The organism is Comamonas sp. F1-6 (assembly GCF_039581415.1).
GTDB lineage: Bacteria > Pseudomonadota > Gammaproteobacteria > Burkholderiales > Burkholderiaceae_C > Comamonas > Comamonas thiooxydans.
Genome location: NZ_JBCPWN010000002.1, coordinates 1 through 21,925 on the forward strand (window position 1 = coordinate 1; position 21,925 = coordinate 21,925).

Annotated in this window: 21 protein-coding genes; 1 reads left to right on the forward strand and 20 read right to left on the reverse strand. The window is 62.2% G+C overall.

All coding sequences use genetic code 11. The features are described 5' to 3' along the window. The 7 genes from AAIL66_RS02245 to AAIL66_RS02275 all read right to left on the reverse strand — a co-directional run. Positions 1-649 (reverse strand): Rieske 2Fe-2S domain-containing protein (locus AAIL66_RS02245; RefSeq protein ID WP_343495903.1); only part of this gene is annotated, 649 nt, incomplete at its 3' end. 14 nt (positions 650-663) lie between these two features. Beyond that, a complete protein-coding gene (locus tag AAIL66_RS02250; protein ID WP_343495904.1) occupies positions 664-2,022 on the reverse strand; it encodes an MFS transporter in 1,359 nt (452 codons plus the stop codon). 161 nt (positions 2,023-2,183) lie between these two features. Then, the gene (locus AAIL66_RS02255) at positions 2,184-2,663 is read right to left on the reverse strand and encodes a MarR family transcriptional regulator (RefSeq protein WP_034354480.1); all 480 of its coding nucleotides are present in this window, start codon (positions 2,661-2,663) and stop codon (positions 2,184-2,186) included. A 107-nt stretch (positions 2,664-2,770) separates the two neighbouring features. Continuing rightward, the gene (locus AAIL66_RS02260) at positions 2,771-3,847 is read right to left on the reverse strand and encodes an aromatic ring-hydroxylating dioxygenase subunit alpha (protein WP_034354483.1); all 1,077 of its coding nucleotides are present in this window, start codon (positions 3,845-3,847) and stop codon (positions 2,771-2,773) included. Positions 3,848-3,912: 65 nt separating this feature from the next. Next, the gene (locus AAIL66_RS02265) at positions 3,913-4,677 is read right to left on the reverse strand and encodes a GntR family transcriptional regulator (RefSeq protein ID WP_034391050.1); all 765 of its coding nucleotides are present in this window, start codon (positions 4,675-4,677) and stop codon (positions 3,913-3,915) included. Positions 4,678-4,858: 181 nt separating this feature from the next. Next, the gene (locus AAIL66_RS02270; protein WP_045838724.1) at positions 4,859-6,688 is read right to left on the reverse strand and encodes an ABC transporter ATP-binding protein/permease; all 1,830 of its coding nucleotides are present in this window, start codon (positions 6,686-6,688) and stop codon (positions 4,859-4,861) included. Continuing rightward, positions 6,646-7,032 carry a hypothetical protein gene (locus tag AAIL66_RS02275; RefSeq protein WP_241781188.1) on the reverse strand — a complete coding sequence of 129 codons (387 nt, stop codon included), beginning with the start codon at positions 7,030-7,032 and terminating at the stop codon, positions 6,646-6,648. The genes AAIL66_RS02270 and AAIL66_RS02275 overlap by 43 nt, the downstream gene beginning before the upstream one ends. A 317-nt stretch (positions 7,033-7,349) precedes the next feature. Here AAIL66_RS02275 and AAIL66_RS02280 point away from each other — a divergent pair, with 317 nt between their 5' ends. Next, on the forward strand, positions 7,350-7,817 hold the full coding sequence (locus tag AAIL66_RS02280) for an acyl-CoA thioesterase (protein ID WP_003068067.1): 468 nt from the start codon (positions 7,350-7,352) through the stop codon (positions 7,815-7,817). 67 nt (positions 7,818-7,884) lie between these two features. Here the strand turns inward: AAIL66_RS02280 and AAIL66_RS02285 are convergent, their stop codons facing one another. The 13 genes from AAIL66_RS02285 to AAIL66_RS02345 form a co-directional block, all read right to left on the reverse strand. After that, positions 7,885-8,535: a polymer-forming cytoskeletal protein gene (locus AAIL66_RS02285; RefSeq protein WP_343495905.1), complete on the reverse strand. Its 651-nt coding sequence runs from the start codon at positions 8,533-8,535 to the stop codon at positions 7,885-7,887. A 241-nt stretch (positions 8,536-8,776) separates the two neighbouring features. Further along, the gene (locus AAIL66_RS02290) at positions 8,777-9,289 is read right to left on the reverse strand and encodes a thioesterase family protein (protein ID WP_034354492.1); all 513 of its coding nucleotides are present in this window, start codon (positions 9,287-9,289) and stop codon (positions 8,777-8,779) included. A gap of 19 nt (positions 9,290-9,308) precedes the next feature. Continuing rightward, positions 9,309-9,695, reverse strand: coding sequence for a hypothetical protein (locus AAIL66_RS02295; RefSeq protein ID WP_343495906.1), 387 nt, complete (start codon positions 9,693-9,695; stop codon positions 9,309-9,311). Positions 9,696-9,717: 22 nt separating this feature from the next. Further along, complete coding sequence (locus AAIL66_RS02300; RefSeq protein WP_003068064.1) at positions 9,718-10,512, reverse strand: enoyl-CoA hydratase; 795 nt, start codon at positions 10,510-10,512, stop codon at positions 9,718-9,720. A gap of 46 nt (positions 10,513-10,558) precedes the next feature. Continuing rightward, positions 10,559-11,392: a thioesterase family protein gene (locus AAIL66_RS02305; RefSeq protein ID WP_034354498.1), complete on the reverse strand. Its 834-nt coding sequence runs from the start codon at positions 11,390-11,392 to the stop codon at positions 10,559-10,561. Between the two features lie 37 nt (positions 11,393-11,429). Next, positions 11,430-12,395: an alpha/beta fold hydrolase gene (locus tag AAIL66_RS02310; protein ID WP_224648962.1), complete on the reverse strand. Its 966-nt coding sequence runs from the start codon at positions 12,393-12,395 to the stop codon at positions 11,430-11,432. Between the two features lie 14 nt (positions 12,396-12,409). Beyond that, the gene (locus tag AAIL66_RS02315; protein WP_034354504.1) at positions 12,410-13,606 is read right to left on the reverse strand and encodes an acetyl-CoA C-acyltransferase; all 1,197 of its coding nucleotides are present in this window, start codon (positions 13,604-13,606) and stop codon (positions 12,410-12,412) included. A 22-nt stretch (positions 13,607-13,628) separates the two neighbouring features. Beyond that, the gene (locus tag AAIL66_RS02320; RefSeq protein ID WP_343495907.1) at positions 13,629-16,052 is read right to left on the reverse strand and encodes a 3-hydroxyacyl-CoA dehydrogenase NAD-binding domain-containing protein; all 2,424 of its coding nucleotides are present in this window, start codon (positions 16,050-16,052) and stop codon (positions 13,629-13,631) included. 82 nt (positions 16,053-16,134) lie between these two features. Next, positions 16,135-16,578, reverse strand: coding sequence for a DUF2147 domain-containing protein (locus AAIL66_RS02325; protein ID WP_343495908.1), 444 nt, complete (start codon positions 16,576-16,578; stop codon positions 16,135-16,137). A gap of 87 nt (positions 16,579-16,665) precedes the next feature. Then, the gene (locus AAIL66_RS02330; protein ID WP_343495909.1) at positions 16,666-18,462 is read right to left on the reverse strand and encodes an acyl-CoA dehydrogenase C-terminal domain-containing protein; all 1,797 of its coding nucleotides are present in this window, start codon (positions 18,460-18,462) and stop codon (positions 16,666-16,668) included. 77 nt (positions 18,463-18,539) lie between these two features. Beyond that, the gene (locus AAIL66_RS02335) at positions 18,540-19,334 is read right to left on the reverse strand and encodes a TetR/AcrR family transcriptional regulator (protein ID WP_343495910.1); all 795 of its coding nucleotides are present in this window, start codon (positions 19,332-19,334) and stop codon (positions 18,540-18,542) included. A 187-nt stretch (positions 19,335-19,521) separates the two neighbouring features. Continuing rightward, entirely contained in the window at positions 19,522-20,217 is a 696-nt protein-coding gene (gene slmA / locus AAIL66_RS02340; RefSeq protein ID WP_003081301.1) for a nucleoid occlusion factor SlmA, read from the reverse strand. Between the two features lie 176 nt (positions 20,218-20,393). Beyond that, positions 20,394-21,893, reverse strand: a complete 1,500-nt coding sequence (locus AAIL66_RS02345; protein ID WP_034354523.1) for a sensor histidine kinase — start codon at positions 21,891-21,893, stop codon at positions 20,394-20,396. Positions 21,894-21,925: the final 32 nt, after the last annotated feature.

Sequence of the window (21,925 nt, forward strand, 5' to 3'; positions counted from 1 at the left end):
CATAAGTAGGTGGAGGGTCCGAATCCGGCATCCAGCGCACCACCTTCACGCTGTCCCCGTCCTGGCTGACCTTGAGATCCGCGTTCATATGCACGCGGGCGTTGCCGCCTATGGTCTTGAGGTGCACATAGCCCAGATGGCTCAGGTCCAACAGGTTGTCGTGAATCAGCTGATACGGAGCGTCGTAGTGATAGACGCCGCCGCCAAAACGATATTGCGGGTCGCTGTGCACGGCATAGGCCGGCGGCTCCGTGCCCGGCGCGGAATCCGGTGTCGCGCCCATCCAGATCCAGAGAATCTGGTCGCGCTCGCGCAGCTCGAAGGACTTCACGCAGGCCTTGGCCGGAATCCGTTCCTGGCCCGGTATTTCGAGGCACTGCCCCTCATGGCTGAAGAGCAGGCCATGGTAGCCGCAGCGCAGACCCGCAGCTTCCACCGTGCCGCAGGACAGCGGCAGCTCGCGGTGGCAGCAGCGATCCTCCAGCGCCGCGACCCGGCCATCTTCCGTGCGGAACAGGACCACCGGCTGGCCCAGCAAGGTACGCGCCACCGGCTGGTCCTTCAGCTCCCAGGCAAAGCCCGCTACATACCATTGATCCAGCGGAAAGGCCGGCAGGGCCGCGCTCATGGGTTGAGAAATCTGGTTCATCGAAGTCTCCCTGGTCAATGAGCGGCAGCCACTGTCTCGGATGCAGCGCGCCTGTCCGCAGCCTGCGGGCCTGCAATACGATGCATGGACACGATGACGGCAGCCAGGACAAACGCCAGGCCATAACCCAGGTACAGCTGATCGGGCGACCAGGCCGCATCCAGCAGGCCACCGGCCACCAGCGGCGACACAATCGCCCCGATGCGACCGATGCCTATGCCCCAGCCCACACCGGTGGCGCGCACATCGCTGCCGTAGACCACCGGCGCAATCGCATAGAGGCCAGCCACGCAGGCATTCACAAACACGCCGATCAGGAAGGCCAGCGTGTATGACATCCACAGCGCACCGGAGCTACCCACCAGAAAGCACAGCAGCACTGCCGTCACCAGCATGAAGACCGCCAGCGCACGGTGAATCGCGAAACGCGCCGCCAGCAGGCCCAGCAAGGTCGCGCCCAGAATGCCGCCCAGGCTCAGCAGCACGCCCGTGGTCACGCCCTGCTCGGGCGTCAGCCCCGAGGCCGCCAGCAGTTTGGGAGTCCAGCTCATCACGAAATAGAAACCGAACATCACCGAGAAGAAGGACAGCCAGACCAGCAAAGTGGGGCGCAGCAGCTTGGGAGACAGCAGCTGCAAAGGGCCCATGCGCTTGCCTTCACCGCTGCCTGCCGCCACGGCCTGAGGCAGGGAATCCAGTGCCGGCAGGCCCATCTTGCGGATCAGTCCATTGAGACGCTGCAGCGCATTGGCGGGTCGCTTGACCAGCAGAAAGTCCAGGGACTCGGGCAAGGCAAACCAGGCCAGAACCAGCACCGCCAGCGTAGAGCAACCGCCGAACAGGAAGACGGAACGCCAGCCATGGTGCGCGAGCAGCCAGACCGCGATACTGCCGCCAATGGTCGCGCCCAGCGCATAGCCGGTCGATTGCAGCGTGACCGCCAGACTGCGCCAGCGCAGCGAGGCATATTCGCTGGCAATCACATTGCTGCACGCCAGAATGCCGCCCACGCCCAGGCCCGTGATCACGCGCAGCACGGCCAGCTGCGTGGGCGTCTGGCTCCAGGCCGAAGCCAGCATGCCCAGCCCGGACACGGCCAGGCACAGCAGGATCAGGGGACGGCGCCCCAGCTTGTCGGCCATGGGCGCCAGCAGCAGCGAACCTGCGGCCATGCCGAAGAGGCCGGCACTGAGCAAAAAGCCCAGCTCCGAGCCGCTGAGCTTCCAGTGCGCCGATACCGCGGAAGCCGTGAAGGCCATCACCAGCACGTCAAAGCCATCGATCATGTTCAGGGCCATGCATACCGCGATGACCGACCATTGGAAGGTCGTCATGGGCCGCTGGTCCAGATGCGCGCGCAAATCCTGTTCCATCGTTGTCTCCTTGTTTTTTATCGTTCATTCAGCATACTGAATCACATTCAGTTTACTGAATGAAATCTTGATCCAGCACAAGTGAATTCCCTAGTCGTGCCGGTTCACAGCCGGCGCTGGCCGGCGTGATCGTGATGAAGCCGCCGCGTCAGGGCGAGCTGCTAGCCGTTGATCGCCGCTTGCTCGCCGGTTTCAGTGCTGTCGTGCAACTGCACGAACTTGCGCAGCAGACGCTTGAACTCCGTCTGCTCCTCGGGCTCCAGCGCCGAGAGCATGCGCTGCTGCAGCTCGTAGACATTGGGCACAAACGCGGCCAGCATGGCTTCGCCCTCGGTGGTCAGACTCAAGCGGCGTTGACGCCTTGGCAGCAGCTCCCGATGAATCCAGCCCTTGCTTTCCAGACGCGCAGCGATATCGGCCGTAGTCGAGTTGTCCAGCGCGACAAGACGCGCCAGCGTCACCTGGTCGATGCCGGGAGACTCTTGCAGCATGCGCAGGATGGCGTACTGAACCGGCGTCACATCGGGGCCCAGCACTTCTCGAAACAGCAGCGCAGCAATCTGCTGGGCTCGTCGAATCAGGTGACCTGGCTGGTCGTAGAGATCCAGGGAAAGCGGGTTGGGTGTGGTGGGCGATTCCATGCAGCAGCGTAGCAAGGGCAGCGTTGCCTATGGGCATCGCTGACTCCGATTCGGGGAGCTGCAAGATTACTCCATCTACAGACATGATCTGCCCCGCCTGCGGCCGTTCAAGCCAGCGCCGCAACGCGCGACTCGCTTTTCTCTTCATCGATCAGGCGCTCGATGATCTTGCGCGACTGCACGCCGCCGGCATCGATATTGAGCTTGAGCAGCTGACGCTGCGGATAGTCCTCGAGGTTGCGCTGCTGCAGCTCCAGCATCTCCAGGTCTTCGCTGAAGATTTTGTGCTGGCCCTGCTTGATGGCTGCCGTCACCGATGCATCGCCGGGATTGAACTTGCGCGCCATGCCCCAGAAGTACCACATGCTGCCGTCGGTCTCCGGAGTGATGAAGTCCACCACCATGCTGTAGACCTTGTGCTCGTCAGCGGCGTCATAGCCGCCCTTGCCGGCATGCGCCACACCGACCTCGATCAGCACATGGCTGGGAGGAGTGAAGCGGCAGACCTGCCAGCGGTCCACAGGCACGTCATCGGCCAGACCATTGCTGCGCAGAGCCATCTTCCAGAACGGAGGTGCCTCGATGTTCTCCATGAAGCGGCTGGTGACCACCTCGCTGTCGCCCATGACCTCGGTCTTGCAGGGCGTCTCGTCGATCTCGGCCTGACCGATGCTGCTGGCATGCACATAGGTCTCATGGGTCAGGTCCATGAGGTTGTCTATCATCAGTCGATAGTCGGCCTTGATGTGGAACAGCCCGCCGTCATAAGCCCACTCGGGGTTGTCATGCCATTGCAGATCCGGGATCAGCGCTGCATCGGCTGCATCCTTGTCACCCGGCCAGACCCAGACAAAGCCGTAGCGCTCTTCCACCGGATAGCTCTTGATGGCAGGAAAGCCGCGCACACGCTGACCGGGCATGGCAACCGTCTTGCCGTCGCAGCCCATCTCCAGCCCGTGATAGCCGCAGACCAGCTTGCCTTCGCAGACGCGGCCCAGCGACAGCGGTGCGCCGCGATGCGGGCAGAAGTCCTCGACGGCGGCCATCTTGCCTTCCAGGGCGCGGTAGAAAACCATGCGCTCACCACAGATCTGGCGCCCCAGCGGCTTGTCCGTGACTTCGGCCGCCGTGGCAGCAACATACCAGGTGTTGCGAGGATAGGTGGGCTGTGCTTGCTTGCTCATCGTGGGTGTCTCCTTGTATTTATCGGTCGGGGTCGGGCGCAGCCTGCTGCGCTACGGGCCGGCCATTAGCGGCTGGCGCGAATCAGTTGCGCACCGGGAACGCGCGTGGTCTCGGGCGAGCGCATGGCTTCGCGCAGATTGCGCCGCGCAATGCGCGAGTGCTCTTTCATCAGCGCCTCGGCACGCGCGCCTTCGCGGTGCTCGATCGCGTCTATCACTTCGCGGTGCTGCTCCTGCGCGAGGATCAGGCTGCGAAGCGCACGTGGAGACTCGGAGTCGGCCACCACAAAGCCCGAGGGGGACGCGAACGGCAGGCGCTTGACCCGGTCCAGCTCGCGCTGCATGAAGCTGCTGCCCGACATCTCCAGCAGGATGTCGTGAAATTCGGAGTTCAGGGCCACGTAGGCGGAAAACGCTTCGTCACCCCAGTTCTGGGCATCCAGCACACGGTCGATGGCATCCAGGCAGCGCGCGGCTCTCGCCAGCAGGGCTTCATCCACCCCGCGCTCTGCCGCCATGCGCGCCGCCAGACCTTCCAGCGTGCCGCGCAGCTCGATGGCGTCCGAGACATCTGCTTCGGACAGCACGCGCACCTTGTAGCCGCGCCCGCCGGACGTGGCCTCCAGCATGCCCTCCTGCTCAAGTCGCATCAGCGCTGCGCGTATGGGAGTGCGGGAGATGCCCAGACGCTCGGCCAGCACCAGCTCGGAGATGCGCTCTCCGGCCGCCATCTCGCCGGCAAGAATCATTTCGCGCAGCTGCAGCTGCGCCTTCACGACCTGGGAATGGTTTTCTTCCGCTGCAGCAGCGGGGGCAATGGAGGGTGGCATGTCTCGCGGGTATTTAGTTTTTGGTAGATGGAAGAAATGTATACATAAAAATCAAAAAACAGCTATTTAATTGGAAAATAAAGGGTAAACACCTAGCAACATGTATACATACAAGCAATGCAGGCGAGAAAAAAGCCACCCTGAGGTGGCCTGTGAGAAGTCTGGCTAAAAGTGGTCGAACTCAGGCGGGGATCTCCGATGACTCCTGCTGATTGAGCTGCATATTCCACATGCTGGAGTAGCGCCCGCCGGCGGCCAGCAGCTCCTCGTGCGTGCCGCGCTCGATGATGCGGCCGCTGTCCATGACCAGGATTTCATGCGCTTCGACCACGGTGGACAGGCGGTGGGCAATGACCAACGATGTCTTGCCCTGCGCCGCGCTGCGCAGCTCGTTCTGGATGGCGCGCTCGTTGGCGCTGTCCAGTGCCGAAGTCGCTTCGTCAAAGATCAGGATCGGCGGGTTCTTGAGCAGGGTGCGCGCAATCGCCACACGTTGCTTTTCACCGCCCGAGAGCTTGAGGCCGCGCTCACCCACCCGCGTGGCATAGCCCTGGGGCGTGCGCTCGATGAAGTCATGGATGCGCGCAGCCTTGGCCGCTGCAACCACCTGCTCCTGCGTGGCGCCCGGTTGCCCATAGGCGATGTTGTAGGCCACTGTGTCGTTGAACAGCACCGTGTCCTGCGGAACAATGCCCACGCAGTGACGTACGCTGCTCTGGGTCACCGTGCGTATGTCCTGCCCGGCAATGCGCACATGGCCGCCCTGCACGTCGTAGAAACGAAACAGCAGACGCGCCAGCGTGCTCTTGCCCGAACCCGAGGGACCGACCACGGCCACGGTCTTGCCCGCAGGAATGGTGAAGCTCACATCATGCAGTATGGGCCGCGCGCTATCGTAGGCGAACTGCACGTTTTCAAAGCGCACTTCAGGCGGCGGATTGTCGATCTGCAAGGGCTGGGCACCGGGCGCATCGGACACTTCGCGCTCCTTGTCCATGAGGGTGAACATGCGGTTCAGGTCGGTCAGGCTCTGCTTGATCTCGCGGTAGATCACGCCCAGAAAGTTCAGCGGGATATAGAGCTGAATCATGAAGGCATTGATCATGACCAGATCGCCCAGCGTCAGCCTGCCGTCGACCACGCCTTGCGTGGCCCGCCACAGAATGGCCACCAGCGCCGCACCGATGATGAGTTGCTGGCCGCAGTTGAGCATGGACAGCGTGGTCTGGCTTTTGAGCCGCACGCGGCGCAGGTTTTCGAGGTTCTCGTCGTAGCGCGCTGACTCGAACTGTTCGTTGTTGAAGTACTTGACGGTCTCGTAATTGAGCAAGGAATCGATGGCCTTGGTATGGGCCGCCGACTCCTGGGCATTGGCCTCTTTTCTGAAGCGGGTGCGCCACTCCGTCACGGTGACCGTGAAGCCGATATAGAACACCAGCGCTGCCAGCGTGATCACGGCAAACCAGATGTCGAAACGCACGGCCAGAATGCCCAGCACCAGCGCCATCTCAATCAGCGTGGGCAAGATGGAGTAGAGCGAATACGAGATCAGCGACTCGGTGCTGCGCACGCCGCGCTCGATGTCGCGCGTCATGCCACCGGTCTGGCGCTCCAGATGAAAACGCAGGCTCAGTGCATGCAGATGCTCGAAGGTCGACAGCGCGATCGAGCGCGATGCCCCTTGCGTGGCCTTGGAAAAGACCAGATCCCGCAGCTCGGTGAACATGGTGGAGGAAAAGCGCAGCAATCCATAGGCCGCCAGCAGACCCACGGGGACCACCAGCACGGCCTGCGCCTGCCCGGGCTTGATATCCAGCGCATCGACCAGATGCTTGAGCAAGATGGGCACGCCCACATTGGCCAGCTTGGCGCAGATCATGAACGCCAGCGCCGCCAGCGCATGCCATTTGTAGCGCCAGATATAGGGAAAAAGGCGACGCAGCGTGGCGCCGTCTGACTGGTTTGCCGCTACTGCGGCTTCTTCTGGGGTTGCAGGTAACTGTGAACGCATTGTGGGGCTGTGTCGCCCTGCAGGCAGTCGGAGCCGCGGTAGAGGGCGTCTATTTCTATGACGGGAATCTGGGTACCCACGAATTCTGCCTGTCCCGTCACTTTTGCGCTCACCCAGACCAGGGTGAAGGGCTGCAGCAACTGTCTGTCATACGGGCCTGCACCGCAGGCCTTGAAGAAGCTTGCCTCGCGCGGCCAGGACAGAAAGCCCTGCTCGCTGAACTCGGCATGCATCAGAACCATGCAATCGCGCTGCTCGCCGACCGCCTCTATGCTGCGCAGCCCGCCAGCCCAGCAGACACGCGCATTCAGCGCACCGGCCTGCAAGGCCTGCCTGGGATTCATTGCAGTGAAAGGTCCGGCCAGCGCTGCCGCGCCGGTCAAGGGTTCCGGATGGCAAGAGGGCTGCACGGCCTGCATAGGCGGCTTGAGCGACCTTGCCGATATCACATCGTCTCTGCCCGATATTGGGGCTTTTACCGGATGGCTGCTGCAGGCCGCCAGCACGACACTCAGGCATCCACAGATCCACCACAAACACCGTCCCATAGTTACCCCCTACTTACTTGCCCGAACCGTCGTTAGTGGCTTTCTCTCGCCAACATGGTAGAAACCCCATGTTGAGGGACAATTCAATCTTTCCATTCGTGTCACAGATTTCCATGCCTCCCCGTTCGCCCGACCTTCCCAGCGTTGCCCTGCCCGCCGACAAGGAACTGGTTCTCAAAGTCGTGCCCATGCCTGCCGATGTCAATGCCAATGGCGACATCTTCGGTGGCTGGGTCATGGCGCAGGTGGACCTGGCCGGCTCGGTGCTGCCTCAGCGCATCAGCCACACCCGCATGGTGACCGTGGCCGTCAACGAGTTCATCTTCAAGCAGCCCGTGCGCGTGGGCGACATTCTGTCCTTTTATGCCGGCGTGCAGCATGTGGGTCGCACCTCGGTCGCCGTGGATGTGGAAGTCTTTGCCGAGCGCTTTTCCGACCAGGGTAAATATGTGAAGGTGACCGAGGCCCGCCTGACCTATGTGGCCATTGATGCCACCGGCAAGCCCCAGTCTCTGCCTGATACCGAGCAGACACGTGCCTGGCGCGAGAAACTCCAGGCTCAGGCGGCCGCCAAGAGCTGATCCACGCGTCGAGCATGAAAAAAGCGACCTCTAGAGGTCGCTTTTTTCATGGGCTGTGCGCAGAGATTCAGGCGACTGCAGCGCTACCCGTCGTTTCATTGCTGCTGGCCACAGCCGCCGCCTGGCTGCTGGTGCTGCCGGCACTGCTCTTGCTCCAGGCGGAAGCGGAAGCATTGCTGGAACTGCTGGTGCCGGAACGGGTTCCCGCTTCGATCTGCCCCGTCAGCTCGCCACCCTCTTCGATCACCACCTTGCCATAGCGGATCGTGCCGCTGACCTTGCCGGAGCCATAGATCACCAGCTTTTCGCGCACCGTGAGAGTGCCGTCGAACTTGCCGTGGATTTCTGCAATATCGATCTCGGCCGTACCGTGAAACGCCCCCTGCTCGGCAATCTTGATGACGCGGGAGTTCATGGTCGCCTCAACCGTTCCCTCCACGACCAAGGTGTCGCAGTCCGTAATTTCCACGCCCTTGAGCTTGATGTTCGGGCCGACGGTCAGCTTGCTGCCGCCGTTTTCCTCCGCAAGAGGCGCGGTGGGAGCGGCAGTCGAAGCCGCACGCATGGTGCTGGATGGTGCCGTGCCAAGACCCGCGTTGCTCAGAGAGCTGGCGCCAGATGTCGCAGCAGTATTCGCTGTCGAAAGCCCGGTGACGGAACTGCGTGAAGGAAAGTTATCGTTATCGCGTTTGCCGAAGAACGGGTTTTGCACAGCCATGGCAGGAATCTCCTAGTCAGAAAGTGCCATCCTATGCAGCATAAGTAGCAACATTTACCGCCATCTCGCAATAACGGTAAGCAAAGCTTTCATAAGTTTCAGTTACTTGCATGCATTGCCTGATCTCACACAATGAAAGATTTGGCAGCATCCGGGCAAGCGTTCACTTGCCCGTCTTTGAGGCACGTTTTGCTGCCCGTCCATATTTCGCTGGCGCTTTATGCTCTCGTTTCAGAGATCGTCAAGAGACGATATAGGCCGCTGTGCCGGTAGAGAGCAGCTCGCCATCCACCGACAGAAACTCCATCTGAGTATTCGCCACCCGCGAGCCCAGGCGCAGCACTCTGGCAGTGAGCAGAAATTCCTTGCCGATGCCGGGGCGCATGTAGTCCACACGCAGATCGATTGTGCCCAGCCGGGAAAAACGATGCAGTCTTTGTGCGGGCGTATCGTCCATATGCTTGGCCGCAATGGCCGCCATCACAGCCAGCCCGCCCATGGAGTCCAGGCCGGCGCTGATCACGCCGCCATGAATGCGCTGGTAGGCCGAATGCCCGACCAGATCAGGTCGCATGGCGATATGCCCCTGCACCAGCGTGGGCGTGATCTCGCCGATCTTGAGCCCTATGGTCTGGTTGAAGGCCACGCGCGTTTCAAAGATCTCGCGCAAGCCGGAGATGAACTCAGGCTCGAACTGCACGGACTCGGCAATTTCCTGCGCTGAATTACGGGACGGTACGGACCTGGATGTCATAGGCAACCCTGAAAAGAGGTCAAAGAAAAATCGCCCGGCAAGGGGCGATTCTCAGATCGGCACTGGTACACGCTGGCGAAGCTGGCCCGGATTCGACACATGCCGAAATCCGGCTGGTGCTTTGGGTAGCACCGCCACCCATCGCTTCGCTCATCTTGCTTCCGCAATGTCTGACTTCAGCACTGGCTGAAGTCGGGGTGGCGTTTTTGGCGAAATCGCCACCCATCGCTTCGCTCATCTTGCTTCCGCAATGTCTGACTTCAGCACTGGCTGAAGTCAGGGTGGCGTTTTTGGCGAAATCGCCCCCCATCGCTGCGCTCATCTTGCTTCCGCAATGTCTGACTTCAGCACTGGCTGAAGTCGGGGTGGCGTTTTTGGCGAAATCGCCACCCATCGCTTCGCTCATCTTGCTGCCGCAATGCCTGACTTCAGCACTGGCTGAAGTCGGGGTGGCGTTTTTCCATGAAGGCCGTCAGTGCTTCCTTGGCCGCTGGCTCGCGCAGCATGCGGGCGAAGACAGCACCCTCTTCCACGATACGCTCGCCCACTGCCTTGGCCTGGCCGCCCTTCATCAGGCGCTTGGTCTCGATCAGCGAGGACAGGGGCTTGCGCGCCAGCTTCCTGGCCTGGGCCTGTGCCACGGCATTGCATTCACTGGGCGGCACCACGCGGTTGATCAGGCCCACCTCCAGCGCGGCTTCTGCCATGAAGGGCTCGCCCAGCAGCAGGGCTTCGGCGGCGCGGTGATAACCCAGCATCTGGGGCAAAAGCAGGCTGGATGCCGCTTCGGGGCATACGCCCAAGTTGATGAAGGGCAGCGAGAATGCAGCGTTATCGCCGGCATAGACCAGATCGCAGTGCAGCAGCAGCGTGGTGCCAATGCCCACGGCCGGACCACAGACGGCAGCAATCAGAGGCTTGGGGAAGGCCGAGACTTCCTGCAGAAAACGCCACACGGGCGCATCGGCCCCCATTGCACCGGGGGTTGAGGCCTGCTTCAGGAAGTCCGCAATATCGTTGCCCGCGCTGAAGATGGCGATGTCGCCCTGAAATACCACCACGCGCACGCCTGCGTCGACCTTGGCGGCGGCCAATGCATCCGCCATCTGGGTATACATGGCCTCGGTGAAGGAGTTCTTCTTCGCCGCACGGTTGAAGGTGATGGTGCACACGCCCTCTTCGGTGTGCACCAGGATGTCCTGGCTATCCTGGGTATTGCTCATGGTCTTGCCTTGTAAATGATGTGAACAGCTCGCTGGTTTCGGCGCGCTATTCCTTGTAGTAAACAATCTGGTGGCTGGTCGCCAGCATCTGACCGGACTGGCTCCACAACTGAGCCGTCTGGTCAAAAAAGCCGTTGCGGAACTCCTGCCCTCGCGCCTGCGCCAGCAGCAATCCGTCACCTGCTTCAGCCAGCTCCTCGCGTCCGGCATGGAAGTAGACAGTGATGGACACCGTACCCGCCGGCACGCGCTTGGCGCGGCGCAACCACGCCCGTGGAAAGAACACATCGGAGACCGCAGCCAGCGACGCGAAATCCAGCGGACGCGGCGGATTGTCCCTCACCCAGAGTCGCGTCAGACTGTCGCGCTCGGCCCCGTCCTCATCACGCGGCAGGATGCCGTCCACAAATCGCATCTCGTAGCGGGTCAGCCACTCGGAGGCCTTGAACAACGGCGGCACGCGCTCCACCTCCGCTGCAGCCCGGACCTCGGGCATGGGCATATCGCTGACGCTCCAGGTCTGGCGACGCACCGCCGTCACGGCCGTGGCCGTGGTCACGATCTGCGGCTGGCCTTCGGCATCGGGCTGGGTGATGGTCAGCAGCCAGTGCTGGGTGGAGCGGTTGGTACGCACCGGCCTGGCCTCGATCTCGAAAGCGCCCGGCCCCACGGCTGCCGCATAGTTGACGGTGATGGACAGCGGATCGCCCAGGCACTGCGGGTGCTGCTGAATGGCCTGCACCAGGCTGGCCGCCGTGATGCCGCCATAAGGGCCGACCATATTCCAGTAATCGGGCGAAGCCGTTCCCTGGTACTGATTGGGCACGCCCGTAGCGCTCAGCGCCACGGCACGATCAAAGGGGTGGAGGTCTGTGCTCATGATTGGCAGTGTTGCCCAAGGGCGGGAATGAAAGCCGTCAAACAGGTGACTCAAGCGGCCCGAACAAGGGTTTGCCTGGGCCACGGTCACCGTCGCGCCAGCTCTGCAGCAAGGGCAACAGGGGCTGCCACAGTAGCTCACGCATCTCTTCCTTGAAATACCCCAGATGGCCTATGCGTCCGGACGGAGCCAGGCCCGGATCGACACGCTCCAGCGTGCTGGGCGCACTTTTGTACCAGTCCACCAAAGATTGCACGCTGGCCAGCGACATCATTTCGTCGTCCTCGAAATACAGCGCATGCAAGGGATAGTGGGCTGCCGCATAGGCCTCGGCCGCCCAGCGGCCTTCCGCGCCCATGGCGTACAGAGGATTCAGGCACCAGCGACGCCATTGCCAGATCACGCCTGCCGGCAGATCGCCCACAATGCCCAGCTTGCGCCCCGGAAACGCGCCGTACAACGCAGTGACCAACGGAGCGACGCCCCACCAGAACAGCCTGACCATGCGCCTGGTTGGCGCAGCGTTATCGCGCCAGTAGCCGCTGCCGCTGCCAACAGACAGCAAGCCGTTGATGGGCAGGGGAATGGAGGCCAGGCCCGGCAATTGCGAGCCCACGCTATGACCGATCCAGATCAGCGGCTGCTGCGGAAACTGCTGCTTGAGATGCGCTGCCACCAGCTCGCAGTCCTTGGCCCAGTCCAGTAGGTCGGCCCTGGCGTCACGCAGCGGCACTTGCAGCGACAGGCCATGGCCACGATAGTCGAAGGTGGTGACGCCATAGCCCTGCTCCGCCAGCCAGCGGGCAAAGGCCTGGTAATAGCTTTGCTGCACGCCCATGGCGCCAGCCACCACCACCTGCGCCAGCGGCGCTGCCGCTCTGGGCTGACACTGGCGCAGCACCAGATGGGCCGAACCCACGGAGATGGGCAAGGCCATCTCCGTCCATTGCACGGCAGCTTGCACCGGAACTTGCACGGAGGCTTGCGACTGGGCGGTCTGCATGGCGGCTGCGGCGCTCAGACGCGCTCGAAGATGCCAGCCGCGCCCTGACCCATGCCCACGCACATGGTCACCATGCCGTACTTGAGCTGCTTGCGTTGCAGCGCATGGACCACGGTGGCGGCACGGATGGCACCGGTCGCACCCAGGGGATGGCCCAATGCAATCGCACCGCCCATGGGGTTGACCTTGCTCTGGTCCAGCCCCAGGGTGTTGATGACAGCCAGGGACTGGGCTGCAAAGGCCTCGTTGAGCTCGTACCAGTCGATATCGTCCTGCTTGAGACCCGCATAGCGCAGCGCGGCGGGAATGGCCTCGATAGGGCCAATGCCCATGATGGCGGGCGGCACGCCCTTGCTGGCATAGCTGACGAAGCGCGCCAGCGGCGTCAGACCAAAGCGCTTGACGGCATCGCCGCTGGCAATGATCAGCGCGCCCGCACCGTCGCTGGTCTGCGAGCTATTGCCCGCCGTGACCGTGCCGCGCGCCGCAAAAACGGTGCGCAGCTTGGCCAGGCCTTCGATGCTGGTATCGGGGCGCGGGCCTTCGTCCAGACTCACGGTGCGCGTGCTGGCCACGGTCTCGCCGGTGGCGATGTTCAGCGTGCGGTCGGTGACTTCGATCGGCGTGATCTCGGCAGCGAAATCGCCGGCCTGCTGCGCGGCAATCGCGCGGCGGTGCGATTCGAGTGCAAACGCATCCTGCGCCTCGCGCGAGACCTTCCACTGCTGGGCCACCTTCTCCGCCGTCAGGCCCATGCCATAGGCAATTCCCACATCACCATCGCGCTCGAAGATGCTGGGCGAGAGGCTGGGCGCATTGCCCATCATGGGCACCATGCTCATGCTCTCCACGCCGGCAGCAACCATCACATCGGCTTCACCGACGCGGATACGGTCCGCCGCCATGGCCACGGCCGACAGACCGGAGGCGCAAAAACGGTTGACGGTGATGCCGCCGATGCTGGTGGGCAGTCCCGCCAGCACGGCACCGATACGCGCCACGTTCAGGCCCTGCTGGGCTTCGGGAATCGCGCAGCCGCAGACGATGTCCTCGATCGCCTTGGGGTCCAGGCCAGGCACCTGGGCCAGCGCCGCCTTGAGCGTGGTGGCCAGCAGATCGTCGGGACGGTAGTTGCGAAAAAAACCCTTGTGCGAGCGACCGATGGGTGTGCGCGTGGCAGCAACGATATAGGCGTCTTGTACTTGCTTCATTTTTGTTTCTCCTCGCTTCGCCTTAGTTGCGAACCGGCTTGCCGGTGTTCAACATGCCCAGGATTCGCTCATGGGTCTTGGGGTGGGCAATCAGATGACAGAAAGCCTTGCGCTCCAGGCTCATCAGATAGGCCTCATCCACCAGCGTGCCGGCATCGACATCGCCGCCGCAGACCACATTGGCGATCAGGCCCGCAATATGCTGGTCGAACTCGCTGATGAAGCCGCCGTCGCGCATATTGACCAGCGAACCCTTGATCGTGGCCTGGCCGCTACGGCCCGCCACGGGGAAGCTGCGCTTGTGCGGCGCACGCCAGCCGCCGGCCGCCATGGCCTTGGCCTCGTTGATGGCGACAAACAGCACCTCGTCCTTGTGGGCCACGACGATGTCGCTGTCCAGCAAATAGCCGAGCTTGCGCGACTCCAGCGCGCTGGTGCCCACCTTGGCCATGGCGGCAGCCGTGAAGCCTTCGGTCAGGAAGGGCAGCAAATCCTTGCCGGTGCTGGTGGCTGCATTTTCGGCAGCGCGACGCGCGATATAAGTCAGGCCGCCGGCACCGGGCACCAGGCCCACGCCGACTTCCACCAGACCGATATAGCTTTCCATATGGGCCACGCGGCGCGCCGAATACACCGCCATCTCGCAGCCGCCGCCCAGCGCCAGCCCGTGAATGGCAGACACCACGGGCACCTGTGCATAACGCAGGCGCAGCATCAGGTTCTGCAGCTCCTGCTCGATGCTCTCGATGGCGTCGGCACCACCGATCACAAAGGCAGGCATGGTGGCCTCCAGGTCGGCGCCCACGCTGAAGGGCGCATCGCCGGACCAGATGACCATGGCGTCGAAGTCGCTCTCTGCCGTATCCACCGCCTCCATCAGGCCTTCCATGACTTCGGGGCTGATGGCATGCATCTTGTTCTTGATGCTGGCAATCAAGACCCGCTTACCGGAGGAGCTTTCATCCTCGTCCAGCGTCCAGGTACGCAGAGCCCTGGTTTCGGCAATCGTCGTGCCAGCCGTCTGCCAGTCGGGCAGATCGGTTTCACCCAGCAGTTTCTCGGGGAACAGCTGACGCTCGTACACGGGCAGCACACGGCGCGGCACGAACTTATTCTGCGCGGGGCTCCACGAACCATTGCCCGTATGCACGCCGCCGGCCTCGGCCACCGGACCTTCGAAAACCCATTGAGGCAGCGCTGCCTTGCACAGCGCCTTGCCGGCATCGATGTCCTCCTGGACCATCTTGGCCACCTCCAGCCAGCCGGCTTCCTGCCACAGCTCGAACGGGCCCTGCTTCATGCCGAAGCCCCAGCGCATGGCCTGGTCCACATCGCGTGCGCAATCGGCAATGGATTGCAGGTGCACGGCGGCATAGTGAAAGCTGTTGCGCAAAATGGCCCAGAGGAACTGGCCCTCCTTGCCCTCGGCATTGCGCAGCAGCTTGAGGCGCTCTGCAGCGGGCTTTTTGAGCATGCGGCCGTAGACCTCGTCGGCCTTGCCGCCTGCGGGAATGTAGTCCTCGCTGTCGAGCTCGAACTGGAAGATGTCACGGCCGACCTTTTTGTAGAAGCCCTTCTTGGTCTTCTGGCCCAGGTTGCCCAGCTCGATCAGCTTGGCCAGCACGGGCGGCGTGCCGAAGCTGCCGTAGAAGGGGTCGGTCTCCAGGCTCAGATTGTCCTGCAGGGTCTTGACGACATGGGCCATGGTGTCCAGGCCCACCACGTCGGCAGTGCGGAAGGTGCCCGAGGAGGCTCGGCCCAGCTTCTTGCCCGTGAGGTCGTCCACCACGTCAAAGGACAGACCGAAGTTCTCGACCTCCTTCATCGTGGACAGCATGCCGGCGATGCCGATACGGTTGGCGATGAAGTTGGGCGTGTCGTGCGCGCGCACCACACCCTTGCCCAGCGTGCTGGTGACAAAGGCTTCGAGCTGATCCAGCACCTCGGCCTGCGTGGTGGGCGTGTTGATCAGCTCCACCAGCTGCATATAGCGCGGCGGGTTGAAAAAGTGGATGCCGCAAAAGCGCGGCTTGATGGCGTCGGGCAAGGCCTCGGACAGCTTGGTGATCGACAGGCCCGAGGTATTGGACGCCAGCAGCGCGTGCTTGGCGACGAAGGGAGCGATCTTGTGATACAGATCCAGCTTCCAGTCCATGCGCTCGGCAATGGCCTCGATCACCAGATCGCAGCCCTTGAGCAGCTTCATATGCTCTTCGTAGTTGGCCGCCTGGATCAGCTCCACATCATCGGCCACGCCGATAGGCGAAGGCTTGAGCTTCTTCAGATTGGCAATGGCACGCTCTGCAATGCCGCTCTTGGGGCCTTCCTTGGCCGGCAGGTCGAACAAAATGACCGGCACCTTGACGTTGACCAGATGAGCCGCAATCTGCGCACCCATCACGCCCGCGCCCAGCACGGCGACTTTTTTCACATTGAATCGGGACATGAGCTATGTTCCATTAAGGGCCAGCGGCCTTGCCACGGACAAAGCATGGGACTGAGGCGCTGGCTGTTTTCTGTCTTGAGATTTACTGAACGCGGATCCAGGTCTGGGTACGCCAGAAAGGACCGATGGAGCCGCGCACTTCCAGCTTCTGGCCTGCGTCTACGGGCGTCAGGCGTACGGTATAGGTCTTGCCGTTTTCGGGATCGAGAATCTTGCCGCCCTCCCAGACCTCCTTGCCCTCGACCTTTTTGACGCCGCTGATCAGCGTCATGCCCACCACGGGCTTGTCCTTGAGCTCGTCCTTGCACTCGGTGCACAGCGCATTCGGGTCCGCGCCCTTGCGCAGCAGGGCCTCGACCTTGCCCGTGACCACGCCGCCGGCCTCGGTGATCTTCACCTGCGCCTTGGGCGTGTTTTCCTTTTCATCCATGCTGCGCCAGGTGCCCACGGGCGACATCTGCGCCCAGGCGGCGGACATGCTGCCCGATATCAATACCAGAGCTGCTACCGCTTTGATTTTCTTCATTTCCAAGTCCTTTATATTCAAAACAAGGGATGAATAGGCGCATACAGCTACTCTTTAAATAGCATCGCAGCATGTGCCTGCGGAACATCAGGCCAGGGCCGCGTCGCTGTCCATCAGCGACTGGCTGCCGGCGCGCGCGGTGCGCATCAGCGTCGCCGTCTCGGGGAACAGCTTGGCGAAGTAAAAGCGCGCGGTCTGCAGCTTGCCTTGATAGAAAGGATCGGCATTGCCGGCTGCGATCTCGCGCAGCGCCACCTGGGCCATGCGGGCAAACAGGTAGCCGAAGACCAGATGACCGGCCACACGCAAATAGTCCACGGCGGCTGCGCCGACTTCGTCGGGGTTCTGCATGCCCTTGAAGCCGACCTCGGTGGTGAACTTGGTCATTTGCTCGCCCAGCATGGCAATGGGCGTGATGAACTCACTCATCTTCTCGTTGACGCCTTCTTCCTCCACCAACTGGGCGATCAGCTTGCCGAACTTCTTGAGCGTCGCGCCCTGGTTGCCCAGGATCTTGCGGCCCAGCAGATCCAGCGCCTGGATGCCGTTCGTGCCTTCATAGATCATGTTGATGCGCGCATCGCGCACAAACTGCTCCATGCCCCATTCCTTGATGAAGCCGTGGCCGCCGAAGACCTGCTGGCTCAGGGTTGTCGCCGTCCAGCCGTTGTCGGTGATGAAGGCCTTGACGATGGGCGTCAGCAGCGCCACCAACTCGCCGCTGTCCTTGCGCACCTTCTCGTCGGGATGGTGCAACTCCTTGTCCAGCAGCAGGCCGCAGAAGGTGGACAGCGCGCGGCCGCCTTCTGCATAGGCCTTGGCCGTGAGCAGCATGCGGCGCACATCGGGATGGACGATGATGGGGTCGGCCGGCTTGTCCTTGGCCTTCACGCCCGACAGGCTGCGCATCTGCAGGCGGTCCTTGGCATAGGCCAGCGCATTCTGGTAGGCCACTTCGGTCAGCCCCAGCGACTGGTTGCCCACGCCCAGACGGGCCGCGTTCATCATCACGAACATGGCCTGCAGACCCTTGTTGGGCTCGCCCACCAGGGTGCCGATGGCACCGTCGATATTGATCTGGGCCGTGGCATTGCCGTGAATGCCCATCTTGTGCTCCAGCGCACCGCAGAAAATCGGGTTGCGCTCGCCCAGCGTTCCATCGGCCTTCACCTTGAACTTGGGCACGACGAACAGGCTGATGCCCTTGGAGCCGGCAGGCGCATCGGGCAGACGCGCCAGCACCAGGTGCACGATGTTGCTGGTGAAGTCATGCTCGCCGGCCGAGATGAAGATCTTGTTGCCGGTGACACGATAGCTGCCGTCCGCCAGCGGCTCGGCCTTGGTGCGCAGCAGGCCCAGGTCAGTGCCGCAGTGCGGCTCGGTCAGGCACATGGTGCCGGTCCACTCGCCGCTGGTCAGCTTGCCCAGATAGGTCTTCTTCTGCTCCGGCGTGCCGTAGGCATGCAGGGCCTCATAGGCTCCATGCGACAGACCGGGATACATGGTCCAGGCCTGATTGGCGCTGTTGAGCATTTCATAAAGCGCCGAATTGAGCACGAACGGCAAACCCTGGCCGCCATACTCCGGATCGCAGGACAGTGCCGGCCAGCCGCCCTCGATGAACTGCGCATACGCCTGTTTGAAGCCCTTGGGCGTGGTGACCTCGTGGGTCTCCTTGTTCAGCGTGCAGCCCTCTTCGTCGCCGGAGATATTCAAGGGAAAGGTGACATTGGCCGCAAATTTGCCCGCCTCTTCGACCACCGCGTTGATGGTGTCGGTATCGACCTCCGCGTACTTGGGAATCTGCTGATAGGTCTCGGTGACCTTGAAGACCTCGTGCATGAGGAATTGCATGTCACGCAGTGGCGGGTTGTAGCTGGGCATTTGTCGTCTCCTGTGATGGTTGCGCGTTGAACGGTTTGCTTTTTTGGGGTTGGAACTGACGCGAGTTGTGAATGGCGTCAGGCGGCTGGCGGCTCGCTGGCATAGCGCGCCAGAATGTTGTTGAAGCCTGCATGAGCCCGCTCTATCGAGCCCTCGCTATGCAGAAAGCGCGCCTCGTAATGCAGGGCAAGAATCAGGCCGTGAATTTCAAACAGCAACTGGCTGGCATCGGCATCGGCACGCAGATCGCCGCATTCCTGGCTTTGCACAATGGTGCGGCGCATGGCAGCCAGCCAGGTGCCGACGGACTCGGCCAGCGCATCGCGCACCGGACCCGTGCGATCGTCGAACTCCACTGCTCCGCTGATATAGATGCAGCCGGAGTCGATCTCTATGGAGGTGCGCTTCATCCAGTTGCCAAACAGCGCTCGCAGACGCGGAATGCCGCGCGGCGCCTCGATGGCGGGGTAGAAGACTTCCTGCTCGAAACGGTCGTGGTACTCGTGCACCACGGAAATCTGCAATTCCTCACGCGAGCCGAAATGGGCAAACACCCCTGATTTGCTCATGCCCGTGAGTTCGGCAATCGCGCCAATGGACAGCCCTTCCAGCCCGATATGGGTGGCCAGATTGAGCGCAGCCTCGACAATCGTGGCCTTGGTTTGCTGACCTTTTGCGAGCGATCGGCCCGCAGACTTGGTGGCAGCCCCCTCCACGGCCTTACTGGGGCTAACCGCAGCTTGCGCCTCGGCGTGCAGCTTGCGAGACTTTGCGCTGATCTTCCTGCTCGCAGCCCCCCCGCGGCCAGCCGGGTGCGCCACATCCCGACCTGCGGGCGAAGTTGAAGAACGGGAAGCGGAGGACGAGGCCATGAAACTCTCAATAAAACGAACGTTCGTTCTATTTTGCACAATTTCCGGCCGATTTTGAATCCATCCAGGGTAAATACTTAGCCTTTCCCCGCCAGGACTTTTGCCGACTCAGCTGCCTCGATGCGCAATAAAAAACGCCGCCAGTCCTGAGACTGCGGCGTTCCTGAAAGAGTGCCCGACGAGCGACTCAGACCACGACCATCATGGCCAGGCTGGCATCCAGGTGTTCGGTGGGCAGGCGGCGAAAGCCCGAGCGGGCATAGCGCTGCAGACGTCCCAGCGCAAACGAGGTCAGCACACTGGCAGCAACCGATGCTTCGGCCGTCGGTGCAGCAGAGCCCATGGCGCCGGCGGCAGGGCGCAGGCATTGGCGCAAGGTGGACTCGATGCGGTCAAAGAACTGGTTCATGCGGGTCTGCAGACGCTCGTGCTCGAAAACGATGGCATCGCCGACCATCACGCGCACCATGCCGGGGTTTTTTTCGCCAAACTGCAGCAGCAATGCCACCACGCGGTTGGCATTGCGCACGCTAGTGACCGGATCATGCGCGGCCTCGGGCACATCGCGGCCCACAATCTGCTGCACCAGCGTGAAGACGGACTGCTCGATGAACTCGATCAGTCCCTCGAACATCTGGGCCTTGCTGGCAAAGTGGCGGTACAGGGCCGCCTCGCTCACGCTCAGATGGGCAGCCAGAGCTGCCGTGGTGATACGGTCGGCACCCGGCTTTTCCAGCATGGAGGCCAATGCCTGCAGGATTTGCTCGCGGCGTTCGCCGGGCTTGGGGCGCTTGCGCGCAGGAGCCATGGCAGGAGCGGCAGGACTGTCCTCCGCGGGATTTTCAATATTGGAAACAGGCGACAGGACTTCAGACTCAGACATAGGCGACTCAGTATTTATTAGCAATTTTCTCACAGCCAGTTGCACTGTTAAGCACACGACTATCCTTACCGGTAGGTGTCAGGTGCGTCAAACCAACCTTAATACACAGCAGGCTTGCGGTCTCCACCCCGAACTTTCACCCCCGCTCTCACCAACACGCAAGCGTAACCGAGAAATTAACCTTTGAGAGCTTCAGATACCTCATGACTGCCTTCTGAAACTGATTGAACCGGAATTTCAAGTCTTACTAATAGGCCTTTACCGAAACTTCCATCTGAAAAACTCAGTACACCTTGATGCAATTGCGTTATTTCATCGGCAATTGCCAGGCCCAGACCGGTTCCCTCTTCAATCACTCCCTGGGCGCGATAGAAACGCTGGGTAATCTGGCTGCGCTCTTCTTCGGGCACGCCGGGCCCGTCATCGTCAACCTCGACAAAAGCCCATTGCTGCACACCCGCCATCTGCAGCAGGGTTGCATCGTCCGTGCCCACGGGCCGGGGGCGCAGACCGCAGCGCAAGGTGACACTGCCGCCTCTGGGCGTGTACTTGATGGCGTTTTCCACCAGGTTGGAAACCAGTTCGCGCAGCAACCAGCTATGGCCCCAGACCGATGCAGGCTCGACCTCGAGGCCAAAGTCCAGATGCTTGATCGAGGCACGATCGATAAAGGTCTCGAGCATGCTCTCGCAAAGTTCCTTGAGGTCCACCTCCTGCAGCGGCTGCACCTCGGCATTGCGCGCATCGGCACGCGACAGGGCCAGCAACTGACGCGCCAGCTGGGAGGTGCGCCGGGTTGCATCGCGCAACTGCTCGATCTGCTCCACCGTAAGCACGACCTGCGCCTGCTCCCCTGTCCGCTTGGCCAGGCGCCTGGCCTCCTGCCCGCTCAGGGCCCAGGCCTCCACCTGGGTCTGCAAGGCCGCCAGCGGCGTGCGCAGCTGATGGGCTGCATCGGCGACGAAACGGCGCTGGCCTTCGGCCTGGGCATTGACCAGGGAGAACAGGCGATTGAGCGAGCGCACCAGCGGGCGGACCTCGGCTGGCGAGGTCTGCTCGTCGATCGGGCTCAGATCGCGCGGCGAGCGGCGCTCCACCGCCTGAGTCAGCTTGTGCAGCGGCTTGAAGGCCCGGCTCACCGACCAGTAAATGGCCACGGCCGCGCCCGCAATCAGCAGCAGATTGGGCAGCAGCACATGCATCAGCAACTGGCGCACCCATTGCTGACGCACATCGCTGCTGTCGGCCAGCATGACGACCATCTCGCCGGCGCCATAGGTTTCGGCCTTGAGCACGGCAACGCGATAGGTCACACCGTCGTGCTCCTGGCTGTGGAATTCCGCCGTGCCGGTCGCCGGCACATCGAAGTTGATCCAGGTATCGCCTGCCACCACATTGCCCTGCAGATCGCCCACGGCATAGCCTGCTTCATCGCCCTGATTGCGCAAAAAGTCTTCGACGCTTGGCGTCAGCGACACCAGCGGCGGCGTGCCGTCCGCAATCGAGGGCGCGAGCACCGAATCGGCCAGGGCCGGCAGCAAGCGCAGCAAACGCTGGTCATGCTGGGTGGAGGCCTCATCGGCGGCGCTGTAGCTGAACCAGCCACCCATGGCCGCCAACAGCATCAGCGGCACCAAAAGCAGAACCAGCAGCCGAAAACGCAGATTGGCGGTCATTAATGTTTATTTAATAAGAACTCGGAGTATTC